Source organism: Actinoplanes sp. NPDC051411 (genome assembly GCF_040682075.1).
GTDB lineage: Bacteria > Actinomycetota > Actinomycetes > Mycobacteriales > Micromonosporaceae > Actinoplanes.
Map to the genome: position 1 here is coordinate 1 of NZ_JBFBAD010000176.1, position 18,447 is coordinate 18,447.

12 protein-coding genes are annotated in these 18,447 nt (G+C 70.8%); 4 read left to right on the plus strand and 8 right to left on the minus strand.

All coding sequences use genetic code 11. The features are described from left to right. Nucleotides 1–324 precede the first annotated feature (324 nt). Entirely contained in the window at nt 325–1,776 is a 1,452-nt protein-coding gene (locus AB0M88_RS48320) for a toxin glutamine deamidase domain-containing protein (protein ID WP_364114200.1), read from the plus strand. A gap of 3 nt (nt 1,777–1,779) precedes the next feature. Here AB0M88_RS48320 and dnaB read toward each other — a convergent pair whose 3' ends face one another. Next, entirely contained in the window at nt 1,780–3,171 is a 1,392-nt protein-coding gene (gene dnaB, locus AB0M88_RS48325; protein ID WP_364114218.1) for a replicative DNA helicase, read from the minus strand. Between the two features lie 419 nt (nt 3,172–3,590). Here dnaB and AB0M88_RS48330 point away from each other — a divergent pair, with 419 nt between their 5' ends. Next, nucleotides 3,591–8,225: a hypothetical protein gene (locus AB0M88_RS48330; RefSeq protein ID WP_364114202.1), complete on the plus strand. Its 4,635-nt coding sequence runs from the start codon at nt 3,591–3,593 to the stop codon at nt 8,223–8,225. Between the two features lie 112 nt (nt 8,226–8,337). Here the strand turns inward: AB0M88_RS48330 and rplI are convergent, their stop codons facing one another. The 5 genes from rplI to AB0M88_RS48355 all read right to left on the minus strand — a co-directional run bounded on the left by rplI (nt 8,338) and on the right by AB0M88_RS48355 (nt 11,126). Then, nucleotides 8,338–8,787, minus strand: coding sequence for a 50S ribosomal protein L9 (rplI, locus tag AB0M88_RS48335; RefSeq protein WP_364114204.1), 450 nt, complete (start codon nt 8,785–8,787; stop codon nt 8,338–8,340). A gap of 14 nt (nt 8,788–8,801) precedes the next feature. After that, nucleotides 8,802–9,041, minus strand: coding sequence for a 30S ribosomal protein S18 (gene rpsR / locus AB0M88_RS48340; protein ID WP_007073789.1), 240 nt, complete (start codon nt 9,039–9,041; stop codon nt 8,802–8,804). Between the two features lie 53 nt (nt 9,042–9,094). Further along, on the minus strand, nt 9,095–9,658 hold the full coding sequence (locus AB0M88_RS48345) for a single-stranded DNA-binding protein (RefSeq protein ID WP_364114206.1): 564 nt from the start codon (nt 9,656–9,658) through the stop codon (nt 9,095–9,097). A 109-nt stretch (nt 9,659–9,767) separates the two neighbouring features. Further along, entirely contained in the window at nt 9,768–10,058 is a 291-nt protein-coding gene (gene rpsF / locus AB0M88_RS48350) for a 30S ribosomal protein S6 (protein WP_014448192.1), read from the minus strand. A gap of 270 nt (nt 10,059–10,328) precedes the next feature. Then, entirely contained in the window at nt 10,329–11,126 is a 798-nt protein-coding gene (locus AB0M88_RS48355; RefSeq protein WP_364114208.1) for a hypothetical protein, read from the minus strand. 323 nt (nt 11,127–11,449) lie between these two features. Here AB0M88_RS48355 and AB0M88_RS48360 point away from each other — a divergent pair, with 323 nt between their 5' ends. After that, entirely contained in the window at nt 11,450–12,226 is a 777-nt protein-coding gene (locus AB0M88_RS48360) for a deoxyribonuclease IV (RefSeq protein WP_364114210.1), read from the plus strand. A gap of 415 nt (nt 12,227–12,641) precedes the next feature. Further along, nucleotides 12,642–15,251 carry a hypothetical protein gene (locus AB0M88_RS48365; RefSeq protein ID WP_364114212.1) on the plus strand — a complete coding sequence of 870 codons (2,610 nt, stop codon included), beginning with the start codon at nt 12,642–12,644 and terminating at the stop codon, nt 15,249–15,251. A gap of 43 nt (nt 15,252–15,294) precedes the next feature. Here AB0M88_RS48365 and AB0M88_RS48370 read toward each other — a convergent pair whose 3' ends face one another. Together AB0M88_RS48370 and AB0M88_RS48375 are read right to left on the minus strand one after the other, a co-directional pair. Then, on the minus strand, nt 15,295–16,815 hold the full coding sequence (locus tag AB0M88_RS48370) for a glycosyltransferase 87 family protein (protein ID WP_364114214.1): 1,521 nt from the start codon (nt 16,813–16,815) through the stop codon (nt 15,295–15,297). 133 nt (nt 16,816–16,948) lie between these two features. Further along, nucleotides 16,949–18,447 (minus strand): penicillin-binding transpeptidase domain-containing protein (locus AB0M88_RS48375; RefSeq protein ID WP_364114216.1); only part of this gene is annotated, 1,499 nt, incomplete at its 5' end.

Sequence of the window (18,447 nt, forward strand, 5' to 3'; positions counted from 1 at the left end):
CCCGGCCCGCGGGGACGGAGGCGGGGCAGCCGCCCCCCCGGCGCAGTTACTGGCGGCGCGACGCCCGGCGCAGTTACTGGCGGCGCGACTCCCGGCGCAGTTACTGGCGGCGCGACTCCCACCGGCGCGACTGCCGACCGGATCGCGGCTGGCACGGCTGGTAGCGACACGGGCGGAGCGGTTGGCGAGGTCGGCGGGAGGACGCGCCGGCTGACTCCGAGTGAGTTTCCGCGGCCGGTCGACGACAGCGGCGTCACTACGCGACGGCTGGCTCCCCGGCCCCGGACCGGACGGCGGGACCTCGGCGACGAGACGCGGCGGCTGGTGGCCCCCTCGCGGCCTGCCGTCGGCCGGCCGACGATCGCCCTGCAGCGCACGGCCGGGAGCGACGGTCACGCTTTCGATCGGGTACGGCGTGAGGAGTACGCCGGCTTCCTCACCACCTTGGCCGACGGCATCCGCGCCAACCTCGCCATCATGGGCGAGAACTCAACGCTGGCGGCCTACGCCGACGAAGTCGAAGCCGAGGCGGCCCTGGTCCGACCCCAGCCCGTCACCCCGCCGGAAGGATCGTCGCCCTCCGGTCAGACCACAACCACCGCGGGATCGGCATGGTCCGATCAAGCTGGCGTGGCTCCGAAATCGGCCGGCCCCGATCGAACCGGCACCGTTTCGGAACCACCGCGGCGCGATCAAAAGGGCACCGCCTCAGAGCCGGCCCGGCGCCGCCACGCCCGCACCACCGCGGAACCGACACCACCCGGCCAAAGCGGCACCGCCTCGAAACCGGCCCGACCCCGACACACCGACACCGCCCCGGAACCAGCGCGACCCGATCAAAACGGCACCGCCCCGGAACCAGCGCGACCCGATCAAAACGGCACCGCCCCGGAACCAGCGCGACCCGATCAAAACGGCACCGCCCCGGAACCGGCCCAACCCCGACACACCGGTGCCACTTCGGAGCCGGCGCCACCCGATCGGACCGATAGCTCTTCGGAGGCGGCGCGGCTCGAGCGGATCGGTGCAGCCCCCGGGTGGGCGCGGCCCGAGCCCTCATCCGACGGGGCGCCGGGGTGGGCTCTGGGCGGGCGGGAGTGGGGTCGGGCGGCGGAGGAACAGACGCCGGGTGGGCTTCGGCGGGCCCACGCCGTACATCTGAAAGCGCTGGAAGGCGCCCTGCCGGCGGCGGCCCGCCGGCCGGACCCTCGCGTTGGTGGCTGGTTTTCGCTGCTCAATGCGGGTGGGCCGGCGGAGGATCCGACACGCGGGGTGAATTGTCTGGATGCGGTGTTGGCGCTGTTCGAGACCTATCAGCGGGGGCGTCCGCGGGTGGCCGGGCCGCGGACCTTCGACGGCTATGCCCATGGGGCGCCGGATCGGGCTGTCGGCGGGGAGTGGCTGGGGGTGCGGCGGATTCAGCGGGCCGCGCGGTCGGATTTTCAGAATCTGTGCCCGTTTGTCGGTGGCGCGGCGGCCGAGCAGGCCGGGGCGGCGGTCGACGCGGCGTTCCGGAATCTGGGCAATCACCTGCACAACTCGGGGCATGGGGCGTTCGCGTTCATTCTCACCGACTTCGCGAGCGGTGGCTGCCACGCGTGGGCCGCGGTCAACCAGGACGGCACCGTCCTCTTCCTCGATCCGCAGCTGGGCCGGGTGTCGGCCGACGAGCCGATCTATCGCGAGGTCGTCTCGATGGACGCCCTGGTCGTGGACGGTGAAGGCGAGCCGGCGCCGCTGCCCTATCACGGCGCCGGACAGTGGGCGGCGCTGTAGTTCCTAGACGATGGCCATGTCGACGAAGCGGGACAGGTGCAGCTGGGCGGCCACGGTGATCGTGTCGGTGGGGCCGTTTCGGTGCTTGGCCACGATGAAGTCGGCTTCGCCGGCCCGCGGTGACTCCTTGTCGTAGTAGTCGTCGCGGTGGAGCAGGATCACGACGTCGGCGTCCTGCTCGATCGAGCCTGACTCACGCAGGTCGGAGAGTTGGGGCCGCTTGTCGGTGCGCTGCTCGGGACCACGGTTGAGCTGCGAGACCGCGATGACCGGGCACTCGATCTCCTTGGCCAGCAGTTTGAGGCCTCGGGACAGCTCGGAGACCTCCTGCTGGCGGCTCTCGGTGCGTTTCGGCGAGCTCATCAGCTGGAGGTAGTCGATCACCAGGAGCTTGAGGTTGTTGCGCTGTTTGAGGCGGCGGGCCTTGGCCCGGATCTCCATGAGATTCATGTTCGGGGTGTCGTCGACGAAGATCGGCGCCTCGGAGATCTCGCCCATCCGCCGGGCCAGCTTGCTCCAGTCGTCGTCGGTGAGCTGACCCGACCGCAGCACGTGCAGCGGCACCCGGGCCTCGGCCGAGAGCAGTCGCATGACCATCTCGATCTTGCTCATTTCGAGCGAGAAGATCGCGCTGGCGCAGTTGTGGCGGATCGCGGCGTTGCGGGCGAAGTCCATGCTGGCGGTCGACTTGCCGAGACCGGGACGTCCGGCCACGATGATCAGCTGGCCCGGGTGCAGGCCGTTGAGCAGGCGATCGAGGTCACCGAAGCCGGTCGGCACCCCGCTCATCACGCCACCCGAGGCGCCGACCGCCTCGATCTCGTCGAGGGTCGGCTGGAGCATGTCGCCCAGGGCGGCGAAGTCTTCGCTCACCCGCTTCTCGGTGACGTCGTAGATCGCCTGCTGGGCCAGGTCGACGATGTCGTCGACGTCGCGCCCGCCGTTGCCGTTGGCCCCGAAACCGAGCTGGACGATCCTGGTGCCCGCCTCGACGAGCCGACGCAGGATGGCCCGCTCGGAGACGATGCGCGCGTAATAGGAGGCGTTGGCCGCGGTCGGCACGCTCTCGATGAGGGTGTGCAGATAGGGCACGCCGCCGATGCGCTGCAGGTCGCCGCTGTCGGCCAGGGCCGCGGCCACGGTCAGCGCGTCGGCCGGCTCACCCCGGCCGTAGAGGTCGAGGACGATGTCGAAGATCGTGCTGTGCACCGGACGGTAGAAGTCGTGCGTCTTGAGGATCTCGACGACGTCGGCGATCGCGTCCTTCGAGAGCAACATGCCGCCGAGCACGCCCTGCTCGGCCGCCACGTCCTGTGGGGGCGACTTGTCGAATGACCCGCTGGTGGCGGGTGCCGCGGCCGGAGGTCGCGACTCCGGTCGCGCATCGTCGGTGATCGACACCGGGGGACCTCCTCCGCTTGTGGGACCTGCGCCACGATCCAACCGCCCGGGTATGACACTTTTGGCTGATCCCGGTTCAAGATCATAAAAATTAAGCTGATCTCAAGGACGCGTGGGGCTGGCCCACTCTACGAACCCGCCCACGACCTGCCCAAGTGGCCCGGTGGACGAGCCTCGGGACAACCTGTGGACATCCCCCACCTGCTTGTTGACAGCCCTGTGCACAGCCTGTGCATAACTTCTGGGGATGACCGAACACCCCCCTTGTCCAGCAGGTATTTCGTCGTCCCCACCTGTGGAGGAAGAAAAAGCTGCCGGGCGTGAGCAAGCCATCGCCCTAGGGCGTTGCGGTTCGGACACTTCCACGTCAGGCTTTCCGGGTGGACCAACGGGAGTGGGACTACGGAGCCCACATGCCGCGCGACAGGCGTGCCTCCGAGCCGTGGTCCACCCAGAGTCCGGAAACTCCGCAATACGCCGAGCCTGAACCGAAATGGGCGTCTTTGACCGACACGGGCAGCATGCAGCCGAGTGCCGAGGCGCTTGCCTGGCAGCGGCAGGCCGACGCGTGGGCCCAGCAGGCAGAGTCCGACGACAGCCAGGCCGTCGAGCCGGCCAATCGCTGGTCCGAGGTGGCGTCCACCGGCCGCACCGCGTTCCCGGCCGACGGGGTGGGCTGGCGCACCGAGACCGCCGAGTGGCGTGCGACCGGAGGCGCCCGTTGGCGGCAGACCACCGAGTGGCGCTCGACGACCGGCTCGCACGGCTGGCGTTCCACCACCGAGGCGTGGCAGACCAGCGGCAACGGTGACTACCGGGCGCCCGTCAGCACTCCGACGGAGCAGCCCGCCATCTCCAGCACCGCCTATTCGGCGCCGGCCTCGACCCCGCCTACGGCCTCGGCCGACTCCGATTCACGGCCCTCCTGGCAGCAGTTCACCGAGCCGGCCACCCCCTCGTGGCAGCAGCCGGCCCCCTCGTGGCAGCAGCCGGCGCAGCGCCAGCCCGCCGAGAGCACGTCGTCCTGGCAACAGCTGGTCGAGCCCGGCAGCCGCTCCGGCGGCACCATCGAGGGCTCGGCGACCTGGAACGACAGCGGCGCGCGCGCCGAACCGGAAACCCCCAGCTGGCAGCAGCGCCGCGAGCCCGAGACCCCGAGCTGGCAGCCCCGCGAGCCGGAGACGCCGAGCTGGCAGCACGGCGAAACGACCACCTGGCAGACCCCGCGCGACGACGGTCGACACCTGGTGCGCGAAGACGACCGCGCCGCCTGGCGGCGAGACACGGATCTGGGCGAGGAGTCACGGCAGATCGGGCGACGCCGGGCTCCGGAGCCCGGGTCGCGCACTTCCGGGGGTACGGGTTGGACCGCGCGCTCGGACGCCGACAACTGGGCCGGCCACACCGACACCGGCAGCATCCAGCTCTACCCCGAGCCGGAAAACAGTCCCGCGTGGGGAGCGCGCTCCGAGGGCTATGCCGAGCCGACCGGCCGCCGGGCACTCCCGACCAACGGCTATGACGAAGGTCCGACCCGTCGCGTCGACCCGGACGCCGGCCGCCACGGCACGGGTCGTCCGGCGCTGCCCTCGGCACCCTACGAGGAGGACGCGACGGCCCGGCGCTATGCCGCGGGCCTGGCCGACCTGGCCGACCCCGAGCCCCGGCGCGGTCGCAATGCCGACAACGACTTCGGCTCCGCCGCCGCACCGACCTCCAGCTACGGCACCGCGGGCTTTGGAACGGCGGCGGCGCCCACGTCGAGTTACGGAACGGCGGCCGCACCGACGTCGGGCTACGCGCCGGATGGTCCGCCCGCCTCGGCGCCGACCTCCGGCTATGCTCCGATCAGCCGTCGGCGCGGCGCCCGCTACGCCGATGAGGAACAGCGTCCGGGCGGCCCGATCGGCGAGGGTGAAGACCCGCGCTACGTCGACGGTGCCCGTGCGGCGGCCATGCCCGCCACCCGCCGACCGCCGGAACCGGAGGCCCCGCCCGTCCGCCGCGGCCAGGGCGACGAGACGAACGCCGGCCAGCCACCGCTCCGCACGCCGGGCACGCCGGGCAAGCCGCGCAAGGCGCGCTACCACGACGGTGCCCAGAACGACTGGCGCGAGCAGACCGGCGCGTGGGTGGCCGAGCCCGACACCAGCAGCTGGACCCGCGACCCGGACACCGGCCAGTGGAGCCGCTCGAAGGACGACCCGCGCGTGCTGGCCTGGCGCGAGGAGGCGGCCCGGCGCGAGGAGGCTCAGCAGTCGGCGGCCCGGCGAGAGCTCCCGGCCGCGCCGGCCGATGAGGAGCGACGCGCCTCGTGGTCGCAGCCTCCGGCCGACGCCGGACGGGCCGGGATCGCCCCGGCCAGCGCCGTTCCCGACGACGGCCAGCGCCGTGGCATGCGTCCGGACGATCCCGGCATGGGCGGCGCGCCGATGGAACGCGCCCCGATGCCGGCCGCGCCGCGAAGCGCCATGCCGGCCGCGCCGCGAAGCGCCATGCCGGCCGCGCCGCGCAGCTCAATGCCAGCGGCTCCGCGCAGCTCAATGCCGGCCGCGCCGCGCAGCTCAATGCCGGCCGCGCCGCGCAGCGCGATGCCGGCAGCTCCGCGCAGTGCGATGCCGGCTGACGGGTCCGTCCCGCGGATGGACGACACCATGTCGGGCCGTGGCATGGCCGACGGCGGCCGGCGGCGGGCCATGGAGGACGGCCCGATCCCGCGCAGTGCCATGCCCGCCGATGGCATGGGCCGGCGGGGGATAGACGACCCTCGCGGCTCGATGGCCGATGGCGGCATGGGCTGGCGCGGCATGCCCGACGGGCCGATTCCCCGCAGCGCCATGCCCGGCGACGGGATGCGAGGGCCGGCTCCGCGCAGCGCCATGCCGGACGACGGCCTGGGACGCCGCGGCATGCCCGACGACGGCATGCGGGGCCCAGCCCCGCGCAGCGCCATGCCCGACGACGGCATGGGACGACGCGGCATACCCGACGGGCCGATCCCCCGCAGCGCCATGCCCGACGATGCGATGCGAGGCCCCGCCTCGCGCGGCGCCACGCCTTACGACACGATGGCTCGGCGCGGCATGGAGGACGACACGCCCCGCCGCGGGATGGCCAGCCCGACGAACCCGCGCAGTGCGATGCCTGACCCCGGCATGGAAGAGGACACTCTCTCCCGCCGTCGACGGGCGGACCGTGGTGCGGCGCCGGACGACTCGATGGCCGGGCGTGGCATGGCAGCCGGTCCGGCTCCGCGCAGCGCCATGCCCGATGACACCTGGTCGCGGCGGGCCGACGACACCTCGGCCGGCCACGGCATGCCGGGCCGCTGGGGGCAGGGTGCCGATCCTGCGCCGCGGCGGTCTCGGCGTCGGGACAACGGCGACGAGCCGAGCGGCGGCTACGGGCTGCCCGCCGGAAATGACGATGTGCGAGGCGGCGCCCCGGGCGTCTACGGCGACGCCGCTCGAGGCGGCGGTTACGGCGGCGGCCCGGCTGGCTACGACCACGGCGGCGCCCGCGGCACGGCGCCCGGCGCCTACGGCGCCGACCCGCGGAGCAGCACCGCGAACGGCTACAGCGCCGACCCCCGAGCCGCCAGCACCGCGAACGGCTACAGCGCCGACCCCCGAGGTGGCAGCGCGGCAAACGGCTTCGCCGCCGACCCACGAAGCGGCAGCGCCGCGAACGGCTTCGCCGCCAACCCGCGGGGCGACGCTACAAACGACTACGGTGCAGCCGACGCGCGAGGCGGTGCCTCCGGCGGATACAGCGGCAGTCCGCGAGGCAGCAACACCCCTGGCGCCTACGACGACCCGCGGCGTAGCGACCTACGGGACGGCGCCCCGGGCACCTACGGCGACGACCCGCGTAGCAGCGGCACCTCGGGCGGATATGGACTTCGCGGCGATTATGACGACGACACCCGCCGTGGCATGCCTGACGGTCCCCGCCCTCGCAGTGCCATGCCGGCCGCACCCCGCAGCGCGCTTCCGGCCGGCCCGGTCCGCGGCCAGCGCGCCCTGCCCAGTGCCCCGCGCAGCGCGATGCCGAGCATCGACCCCGACGCGCCGATCAGCCCCATCGCAGGTGGTGGCACCTACGGCGGCGGTTCCTACCGGGCCGGGGCGGCCGGATATCCCGATCCCGGACGCCGTCGCGCCGACGACACCATGGGTGGCGGCCGCCGCCGGGCCGCCGAGCCGGATGCCTGGCGCCGCGACCTCGACCCCGACGCCCGCCAGCCGCGGAGCCTGCCCGGCTATGACGATCCGGACGAGTGGCGGGCGACCGCGGCCGCGCGGGATGAGGGCGACGACGACGACCGCGGTTGGCCTCCGCGCGGTGGCGCGGCGCCGGCCGACTGGCGGAACGCCGACCTCGAGGAGGCGTCGCGCGGGCACGCGGCCTACCGCGAGGGCGGATCGGACGGCTGGCGGCAGGAGTTATCGGCCGGGAGCGATCTCACCGACGGTGAGTCGCGACGCTACGGCACCTCGGATTTCGTGCCCTTTCGGTCGAGCGGCTCAGCCGCGGTCCCGAGGCAGTCGAACTTATCCATGACGTCCACGTCGATGGTCATGCCCGCGGGTGGGCCTGATCCGGCGGCGGTGCGCCCTCAGCGGGCGGCGAGCAACGGTTATATGGCACCCGGTGGCGCCTACGAGCGTCGGCCGGTCGGCGGCGGCTTCACCACGGGCCGGAGGAGCAATCTGCTCGATCCGGACGACGAGGAGGATGACCAGGCCGCTGGCGGCCCACTCGCGGCAGTGGGTTACACGGTCATCTGGTACGGCGTACCGGTTGTGCTCTTCGTGCTCTACATGCTGATCATCAACCGGGGTTCGCAGACGCACGCCCTCGACACCGCGGCCAAGGCGGCTCCCCAGTTCGGCGTCTCGCTGGTGCTCAGCCTGCTCGTCGCGGTCGGCATCCGCCTGTTCAACAGCTCCTGGAAGGCGATCAGCGTCGGCCTGGCCGCGGCCGTGGTCGGCGGCGGACTGGCCACCGTGGTGAGCTCCGCCCTCACCGGTAACAGTCTGAGCTGACGCGCGGCTCACCGCGTACGTCAACGGGCGCAAGCGAAGGCACCTGGCGCGAGAAACGCGAACGGCGCGCCGGGCCGATGGCCCGACGCGCCGTTTCACATGAAACCGAAAACTACTTGGCCGCCACCACGTTGACCGGGAAGCTCGCGGTCACCTCGGGGTGCAGCTTGACCTGAACGCTGTACGCGCCCGTGGTCTTGATGTGACCGGGCAGCTCGAGGCGCCGCCGGTCGAGGGCCGGGCCGCCGGCGGCCTTGACCGCGTCGACGATCTCGGCCGGGGTGATCGAGCCGAACAGGCGGCCGCCGTTGCCGGAGCGCGCGTTCAGCGTGACCTTGAGGCCGGCCAGCTGCGCCTTGACCTCGTTGGCCTGGCCCAGGTCGCGGATCTCGCGGGCCTCACGGGCCCGCTTGATGACGACGACCTGCTTCTCGGCGCCCTTGCTCCACTGGATCGCGAAGCCCTGCGGCAGCAGGTAGTTACGGCCGTAGCCGTCCTTGACCTCGACGACGTCGCCGGGGGTGCCGAGACCCGACACCTCCTGGGTGAGGATGATCTTCATCTCGTCGACCTTCCTCAGCGCGCCGTCGCCGTGTACGGCAGGAGCGCCATCTCGCGGGCGTTCTTGACCGCGCGGGCGATCTGCCGCTGCTGCTGGGACGTCACTCCGGTGACCCGGCGGGCACGGATCTTGCCCCGGTCGGAGATGAACTTCCGCAGCAGCGCGGTGTCCTTGTAATCGATGTAGGTGATCCCGTCCTTGTCGAGCGGGTTCACCTTCTTCTTCGGCTTGCGAAGTGCCGCAGCCTTAGCCATTGCTCTTACTCCTGAACTCGGTAAACCCTGTGATCTTAGGAAGACCCAGCGGGTTAGAAGGGAGGCTCTTCGTCGAACGAGGAGTTCGCGCCGCCACCGCTGGGACGGGCGCCGCTGCCGCTGGAGGCCGGAGCCGAGGTGGCCCAAGGGTCGTCGAAGTTGCCGCCGCCCCCACTGCCGCCGCTGGCCTGCCGGTTGCCGCCACCACCGTTGGACGCGCCGAAGCCGCCGCCTCCGCCGCCGCCACCGGACCGGTTCATCCGCTGGACCTTGGCCGTGGCGTAGCGCAGCGACGGGCCGATCTCGTCGACCTCGAGCTCGTAGACGGTGCGCTTCTCTCCCTCGCGGGTCTCGTAAGACCGCTGGCGCAGCCGGCCCTGCACGATCACCCGAGCGCCACGCTGCAGCGACTCGGCGACGTGCTCGGCGGCGTCGCGCCAGATGTTGCACGCGAGGAACAGTGGCTCGCCGTCTTTCCACTCGCCCGACTGCCGGTCCAAGGTCCGCGGAGTAGACGCGATGCGGAACTTGGCCACGGCCGCACCCGACGGGGTGAAGCGCAGTTCGGGATCGTCGGTGAGATTACCGACGATCGTGATGGTGGTTTCTCCTGCCATGATCTTCTCCTCGCCGCTTCGCTCGTTCGTAGGAGGTTCTCAGAACCCCCTGACAAAAACGAGGCTCGGCGGTTTTACCCTGCAGCGCGGCGGAGCCGCCTTGGGTAACTCAGCGGGTCTCGGGCCGGATGACCTTGGTGCGCAGGATGGACTCGTTGAGGCGGAGCTGACGGTCCAGCTCGGCCACGGCCTCGGGCGTCGCCTGCAGGTCGACGACCGCGTAGATGCCCTCAGCCTTTTTGTTGATCTCGAACGAGAGCCGGCGACGGCCCCAGACGTCGAGCTTTTCCACCGAGCCACCCGCGGTCCTGATCACGTTCAGGTACTGATCGAGCGACGGGGCCACGGTGCGCTCCTCGAGCGAAGGATCGAGGATCACCATGAGTTCGTAATGACGCAAGACGTTCTCACCTCCTGTGGGCTTAACGGCCACGGTCTCTCCGTGGCAGGAGGTCTTGAGTCTGCTCACGGCACCGGAAAGGGCCGCGAACCGAGCAAGCATACCGGCCCTGAGCAGTTCGCCCAAAAGCGAGGACCCCGTCTGTGGACGGGGTCCTCGGTGGTTCAGCCGCGGGGCGCCCGATCCGCATTCGCTGGGTGGGACCTGGGGAGGAACGACCACACCGATGAGGTTGGACGCGGGCGCCCCGCGGAGCTTGTAGGCAAAAGCCTACGCGACGTTTGCCCGAATTGCACGTTCCGACACGAATGCCCGAATAGCGGCGATTCCGACGCCGAGCGCGCACACCATGGCGATCGCCGCCAACAGGCCGATCGGCCCACGTTCACGGATGGGTTCCATCGCCGCGACCGGCTCCGCCGCCGCGATCTCGGTGGTCGGCACGGTCACTGCCGCGGGCGGCGCCGGGGGCGGGTTCAGCTCCATTGACGGTACGCCCGGGACCAGCGCTTTCTCCGCGCCGGGCGGCATGCCCGAGAACGCGGGGACGGCGGCTCCCGGCGTACTCCGGGAGGTCTTGATCTTGGTTTTGGGCCGAAGGCCGTCGCCGCCCGGCGGCATGCCCTGCGCCGCGACCTTCGCCGCCTGCGCGACCGTCGACGAGCTCAGCGCACCGGGCGGACCGGCCGCCGGGTGGCCGGCGCCGGACGGGCGCACATGCGAGTGGTGTACCGGCGCGGAAAGAGTGCCAGGAAGGGCGGAATCCGACGGGCGGCTCGAATCGGTCGTCGCGCCCGCGAACGCGGACGAATCGCCCCCGGACGGATTCGGGATCGGGTCGGGCGTGGTGACCGGCACCGACGGCTGCGCGGTCACCATCACTGGACTCGCGTCGTTGCCCAGCGCGCAGGTCGGCGTCAGGCTCATCGCGGTGGTGCCGCGCCGGAAGACCACCTCGGTCGAACCGTTGTCCTGCAGCATGCCCTTGGTATCGCCGCCCAGCCGCAGGTTCGCGCTGTGCCCGGTCTGATTGACCACCCGGATCGTGCTCTCGGCCGGCACGGTCATCGACTCGACGTCGGGATGCGAGCGGCAGGACAACCCGAAGACGCTCCCGCCACCGAAGGTCACCTGGTGGCCACCCTCCGGCGCGGGAGGCCCCACCTGATCCGCGCTCGCCGTACCGTTGGCCAGCAACGGACCGCCGAGCAGCAGACCGCCCAGCACCAGCGCCGCCACCCGGTATCGGAACTGCCGCGACATGCACCATCTCCCAGTTCGGACCGGCCGCCGGCCGGCATCCGTCAAGCGTGATCAATGGAGCTAACGAGGGCCGCGGGAGCGCGGTGACGCGCGGGATGAACGTCGTACCCGCGTCGTAGGCTCGACCCATGCGCATCGGAGCCCATGTCGATCCCGCCGATCCCCTCGACGCGGCCGTCGCCCGCGGGGCCGACGCCGTGCAGTTCTTCCTCACCGACCCGCAGGGTTACAAGTCGCCCACGCCGCGCGACGACGCGGCCGCCCTGCGCGAGTCCGAGGTGGACGTTTACATTCACGCGCCCTACATCGTGAATGTCGCCTCGCCCAACAACCGCATCCGCATCCCGAGCCGCAAGCTGCTGATGGCCCACGCGCGCGCGGCGGCCGAGATCGGTGCCAAGGGCCTGATCGTGCACGGCGGTCACGTGGGCCAGGGGGCCGACCTCAGGGCCGGCTTCGAAAATTGGCGCAAGGCCTTCGAGTACGCGGAGAAGGACGGCGGCCTGCCTCTTCCGGTCCTGATCGAGAACACCGCGGGTGGCGACAACGCCTGTGCCCGCCGGTTCGACGACCTGGCCCGGCTGTGGGACGCGGTCGGGCAGTTCGGGGCCGGGTTCTGCCTCGACACCTGTCACGCCTACGCGGGCGGTGAAGACCTGGTCGGCATCGTCGACCGGGTCAAGTCGATCACCGGCCGCATCGACCTGATCCACGCCAACGACTCCAAGGGCGGCTTCGACTCGGGTCAGGACAAGCACGACAACCTCGGCAATGGCAAGATCGACCCGGAGCTGGTGGTGGCCGCGATCCGAGCCGCCGGCGCACCCGCGGTCGTCGAGACCCCGGGCGGCGCCGAGGGTCAGACCGCCGACATCGCGCTGCTGCGAAAGGGCACGAGCCGCTGACGTCGCTCGGTTAACGGGAAGCAGGACCATGACGACCGAGGAACCGAGGCCGCCGATGCCTTCTGAGCCCGCACCCCCCACGTCGGCCAAGGACGCCGGCAGCGATCCGGCGACCCTTGTCGAAAGAGCCATTCCGCGGCAGGCGTCGGGGGCGGAGGACCGGTCGGGCGCTGCTCAGCCGGCCGGGCCGGGTCGCACGGGTGCACCTCAGTCCGCCGGGCCGGAGGATCGCACGGCCGCTGCTCAGTCCGCCGGGCCCGAGGATCGCACGGCCGCTGCTCAGCCTTCTGGGGCCGAGGGCCGCTCGGCCGCTGCTCAGTCCGCCGGGCCCGAGGATCGCACGGCCGCTGCTCAGCCTCCTGGGGCCGAGGGCCGCTCGGCTGAGCCTCAGCCGACGGCGTTGGGCTTGCCGGCGATGAGTGAGGTCGAGCGGGCGGCGGCGCTGGCCGCGCTCGATGAGCCGGCTCCGAAGCCGCGGGGGCGACGGTTTCTCTTCTTCCGCACCTCCGGCAAGAAGAATGCCGGGGTGGCCCCCGCCGCGGTCTCGTCCGATGTGGTCGCTCCCCCGCCGGAACCGGCCGCCAGCCAGTTGGCCGCGGGTGAGCAATCGGTCGCCGGCCAACCGGCCGTAGGCGAGAAATCGGTCGCCGGCCAACCGGCTGCGGGCGAGAAATCGGTCGCCGGCCAACCGGCTGCAGGCGAGAAGGACGTCGCGAAACTCAAGGAGCCGTTCCCCAGCGAGCGGCCGCCCGGCGCGCCCGCCGACCCGTGGGCCGCGTTCGTCAGCGCGCCCGAGCGTCCTCCCGGTCTGATGCTGCGGGCCACCCGCGCCTTCTTCCGGTCACTGATCCACGAATACGCCCTGGCCATCTACGCCGGTCTGTTCCTAGCCGTCGTACTCACCTGGCCGACCCTGCGCTATCCGCTGCACACCCTCCCCGAGGACCTCGGCGACCCGGCCCGGCAGGCCTGGCAGATCTCCTGGATCGGGCACATCCTGCTCACCCATCCGCAGGAGCTGTGGCAGTCCAACGCCTTCTATCCCCAGCCCAACAGCTTCGCTTTCGGCGACAGTCTGCTCGGCTACGGTCCGGTCGGCATGCTCGGCGACGGCCCACTGGCCGCGACGCTGCGCTACAACATTCTCTTCGTGCTCGCCCACGCGCTCCTGGCGATCGGCGGCTATGCCCTGGTCCGCCAGCTCGGCTCGGGCCGCACCGGCGCGGCGGTGGCGGCGGTCGCCATCGCGTACGCGCCCTGGCATCTGGCCCAGCAGGGCCACCTCGACATCATCTCAGCCGGCGGCATCCCGCTCGCCCTGGCCATGCTGGCCCGGGGCCACGGCTGGTCGCTGCGCCGCGGCCTGCAGCCCAGCGAACGCAACGCCGGCTGGGCCGCGTTCGGCTGGCTGGTGGCGGGCTGGCAGGTCAGTCTGGGTTTCTCGCTCGGCGTGCCGTTCCTCGGCGTGCTCGGCCTGATCGTCCTGTTCCTGCTCTTCGGAACGCCGCTGATCTGGCTGCGCCGCCGCTCGCGTCGCCGGGCCCATCAGCGCCGTCTCGCCCAGGCCCAGCTCGCCCCGGCCGTTGCCGGCGACCCGGCTGCGGCTGCTGCGGCTGCTGCGGCTGCTGCTGCGGCTGCGGCTGCGGCTGCGTCGCCGCCCGGCGCACCGACCACTCCGGGCGGTCTCACCGGGTCAGGCGGCGAGGGCAAGCCGATGGTCCCGGCCGATGAGGGCAAACCGTTCGGCCCGGTCGACGAGACGAAGGCGCTCACGCCGATCGGCGAAGGAAAGACCGCCGCCTTGGCTGAGGCCGGCCAACCCTCCGGTCCCGGCGAGAAAGCGGCGGTTGGCACCGCGGGTCGCGACAACGTTGCCGAGCCCAAGCTTGGCGACACAATCGTCGACGGTGAGCCGGTCGGAAAAGACGTCAAAGCAGCCGAGGACGACGTCAAGGCCAAGAAGAAGACCAAGGTCGTCAAGCACAAGGTCCCCAAGCCACCGCGCGTGCGCCCGGTGCACGACCGGGACTTCTCGCCCGTCCTCGGCTGGCGACTGCTGATCATCGACTCACTCGGGCCGGTGATCCTGGCCGGCATCGCCGCCCTGATCGCGCTGCCTTACTTCCACCTGGCCGACAAGAGCAACAGCACCGCCCAGATCAAATTCTTCTCGCCACCGCTGTGGAGTCTGCTGATCGGGCCGTCCGAATCGCGGATCTGGGGCAGTCCGCACGCCGGCGCTCGCGCCTCGCTCGGATGGGCGGCCGAGATGAGCCTGCTTCCCGGGTTCGTGCTTTACGCACTGGCGCTGGCCGGTCTCTGGTTCTCGGTCTGGAAGTTCAGCCGGCGCATCATGCTGATCATCGCGCTGGCCGCGTCGGTCGTGCTCACGATGGGCACCAATTTCTTCGGCGGGCGCTGGACCTATCTGCCGCTCTTCGGGCACCTGCCGGCCTCGCTCGACCAGCGCATCCCGGGCCGGATGATGCTCTGGGTCACGCTGCTGCTCGGCATTCTCGCCGCCGGGGCGGTCTCCGAGTTCGTCCGCCGGGCCGAGCACTGGTCGGCCCAGCGCATCCCGCCGTGGCCCGCGTGGTGGCTGCGGCTGGCCACGCTCGTACCGCTGGTTCTGGTGATCGGCGAGGGCTGGAACACGACTAGCCACCCGGTGGTGCCCGCCCAGCCCGCGTCGATGCGTACGGTCACCAGCCCGATGCTGGTGCTCCCGACCGGCGCGGTCACCGATGGCACCGTGATGCTCTGGTCGACCACCCGCTACCAGAAGATCGTCAACGGATCGGGTGGCTTCGCCGCCGCCCGGCAGGAAGAGATGCGCACGAAGGTCGCCAATTTCCCGGATCCGGCCAGCATCGACTATCTCCGGTCGATCCCCGTCACGACCGTTGTGCTCGTCCGCTCGGCGGTGGCCGGCACCCCGTGGGAGCGGGCCGGCGACACCCCGGTCGACAGCCTCGGCATCACCCGCGAGGACGTTGGCGGCACAGTCGTCTTCCACCTCAACTGAGCTGCTATCGACCGTTCGACCACCACCGGCAGACGGCGGCGAATCAGACGACCGCCGGTTCGAGGTCGCCACCACCGGGCTCGGCCGGCTTCGACTCGGCCGGCGCCGGGCCGCGGCCGCGGCGGAAGCGCTCGATCCACGGCGCGTCCTCGGCGTTGAGCGGGCCGCCGTCCGGGTCCTCGTCGCCGTACGTCTGGCGGACCACGTCGAGTTCGGGCCGCCAGATGTCGCGGATCACGAGGCCACAGAGGATCGCGACGGTGACGAGCCGGCAGGTCGAGGCGAGCACGAACGTGCCCTCCGGGATGACCGGCTTGCCGCCCGCGCCGAGCAGCTCGGCGTAGAACGCGGTGAAGTAGCCGAACTCGGCGACCGTCCAGGCGATGATCGAGCCCCAGCGCGGCCGGGCCATCACGATCAGCGGGAGCAGCCAGAGCACGTACTGCTGCGACCAGACCTTGCTGAAGATCAGGAACGCGGCGACGACCAGGAACGACAGCTGGGCGAGCCGGGGCCGCCGCGGGGCGATCAGGGCCAGGACGAGGATGCCGACGCAGGCCACTCCGAACAGGCCGTACGTCAGCCAGTTGAGCGTCGGGATGTGGTTGCTCAGCCACTGGAACGGGCCCTGGTTGGCGCCGGTGTGCCACTTGCCGTCGAGATATCGCCCGATGTACCAGAGCGTGCCCCAGTCGATCGGCCGGTCATGGTTGAGCCGGAAGAACTGCAGCCAGCTGTCGTGGTACCAGTACCAGACCGGGAAGTTGACCACGGCCCAGCTGAGCACCGTCGTGACCGCCGCCGCGGTCCAGGACCGCACTGTTCGTGATCGTAAAGCGAGCACGAGGAGCGGGCCGAGGATGAAGAGCGGCCATAGTTTCGCCGCCGCGCCGAGCCCCAGGAAGAGGCCGGCCCAGGCTGGTCGGCGTTTGGCCCAGAGGTAGAGGCCGATCGCGGCCAGGCCGATCGCCAGGAAGTCCCAGTTGACCGTCGCCGTGATGAACAGGATCGGCGACAGCGCGAAGATCGCCGCGTCCCATGGTCGTCGGCGCCGCAGGGCCAGGATCACCGCCGCGGTCGCGACGGCCAGGGCCGAGAGCACGATCGCGTTGGCGTCGTAGAACCAGGTGCCCTGGTTGATGCCGGGGTGCTTCACCCCGTACGCGTGGATCGGCAGTCCGAGCGCGCCCATGAAGTAGCCGGTGACGACCGGGTATTCCACCGCGTGGTCGGCGTACGGCACCTTGCCGTCGCTGAGACCCTCGGCGTAGTAGAGCGCGAGCACGTCGGTGTAGCAGAACCGGGTGTATTGGATGTTCTTCTGCCAGTCGCCGCTCTGGCAGGGCGACTTCTGCACCCAGGAGAGCGCCAGCGTCAGGCAGGTCAGCGCCAGGATGATCCGGGCCGCCGTCCAGAACTTGCCCGGTTTCGCGTCCGGTCGCACCGCGTGGGAGCCCAGCGGCCCCCCGATCGCCTCGGAGAGACCGCGTACAAAGCCGTCCGCCGTCGCCGGCGCGCGCGGAGGCTCAGGACGGTCGATGTCTTCGGACGGTTGCGTGCTCATGTCTTGGCATCATGCCGTATCGGATGGCCGGCGCGATCGACCTCCCCATGGGAAAAGTCGGACGGTCCGAAAACGAAGCCGGCGCGCGCCCGAGGGCACGCGCCGGCATCTCTGGCCTCAGTGGCCGGCGGTGCTAGCCGCCGTTGCCGCCGTTGGTCGCTCCTTGGCCGGGCAGGACGGTCACGTCATTGTTTTGACCGCCGGTGCCGCCGTTGTTACCGCCGTTGGTGCCGGGGAGTCCGACGGTGCCGCCGTTGTTCCCACCGTTCTGGCCGCCATTGTTCTGGCCACCGTTGTTCTGCCCGCCGTTGTTCTGGCCGCCGTTGTTCTGGCCGCCGTTGTTGTCACAGCCTGCGCCGATGACACCGAGGAAACAGTTGCCGTTGTTCTGCGGCGGCGGCGGCGGCGCGACACCGTTGCCGAACTTGTTGGGATCACCGGTCGTGATGCGGTCGGGGAAGTCGACCTGCTTCATGTCCAGCGCCTTGGCCGAGCTGTTCAGGACCTGGCGCCAGATCTCGCCGGGCACACTGGCGCCGAACATGTCACGGCCGTCCTTGAGGTGCAGCTCGACCTTCTTTTCCTTGCCGCCGACCCAGACCGTGACAGCGAGCTGAGGAATGCCGCCGACAAACCAGCAGTCACCACTACCGATGTGACCGTCCTTGCCGTCGTCGTACTCCCAGGTGCCACTCTTGGCCGCCGATTCGCGGCCACCCTTCAGGTCGAGGTTGTCGGCCTGAACGATCTTCTGCATCACGCCGAGCTCGTTCGACGTCTCGGCGGCCGGGAACACGCGGTTGCCGCTGGTGTTCTCGCTCAGCAGCGTGTCCTTCGTGCCGGTGTCCGCGTTGACCCGGGTCACCTTCTTGACGAAGTGCGCCACGTGATGGACGCCGCCGCCGACGATCGTCGCGACGCCCTCGGCGTGCTCGAGCGGGACGACGCGGTACTGACCGAAGCCGATCTCGTCGTCGAAGTCCTTGCCCAACGTGTCGGTGCTGGTCTTCGTGAGGTCGACCGGCGTGGTCTTTCCGTCCTGGAAGATGTGCGTGAGGCCGGCTTCCTTGGCCGTCTCGGCCACCGTGCCCGAGCCGACGGCATCCGCGATCCAGTAGAACGGGAAGTTGTACGACTTGATCGTCGCCGTCTCCAGGTCACAGTCGCGCGAGGCGCCCTTACACAGCGCATTGTCGTCCGCGCCGGCGTTGTTGATCTTCGTGCCGTTCCGGCGCAGCTTCTTGGCGTCCCACTTCGAGTCGAAGGACAGGCCCTGCTTCAAGCCGGCCGCAAGGGTATAGATCTTGAAGCTCGAGCCGGGGGACTGGCCACCGGTGATCTTGGTGCCGTCGCCGGACATGTATCCGCCGTAGTCCAGGCCGTTGGGATCATCACCGCCGTAATAGCCGAGCACCTGCCCGTTATTCGGATCAATGGCGATCACCGCGGACTGATAGGTCTTGGGCAGACCGTGCATCGGCGAGGTCTTGCTCTTCTCCGAGCCGGCCTCCTCGGCCGCTTTCTGCACCTGCGGGTTGATGGTGGTGGTGACGGTCAGGCCGCCCTGCTCGAACGCCGAGTCACTGATCCCGGCCGCGTTGAGCTCCGCCTTCACATGCCGGATGACCATGC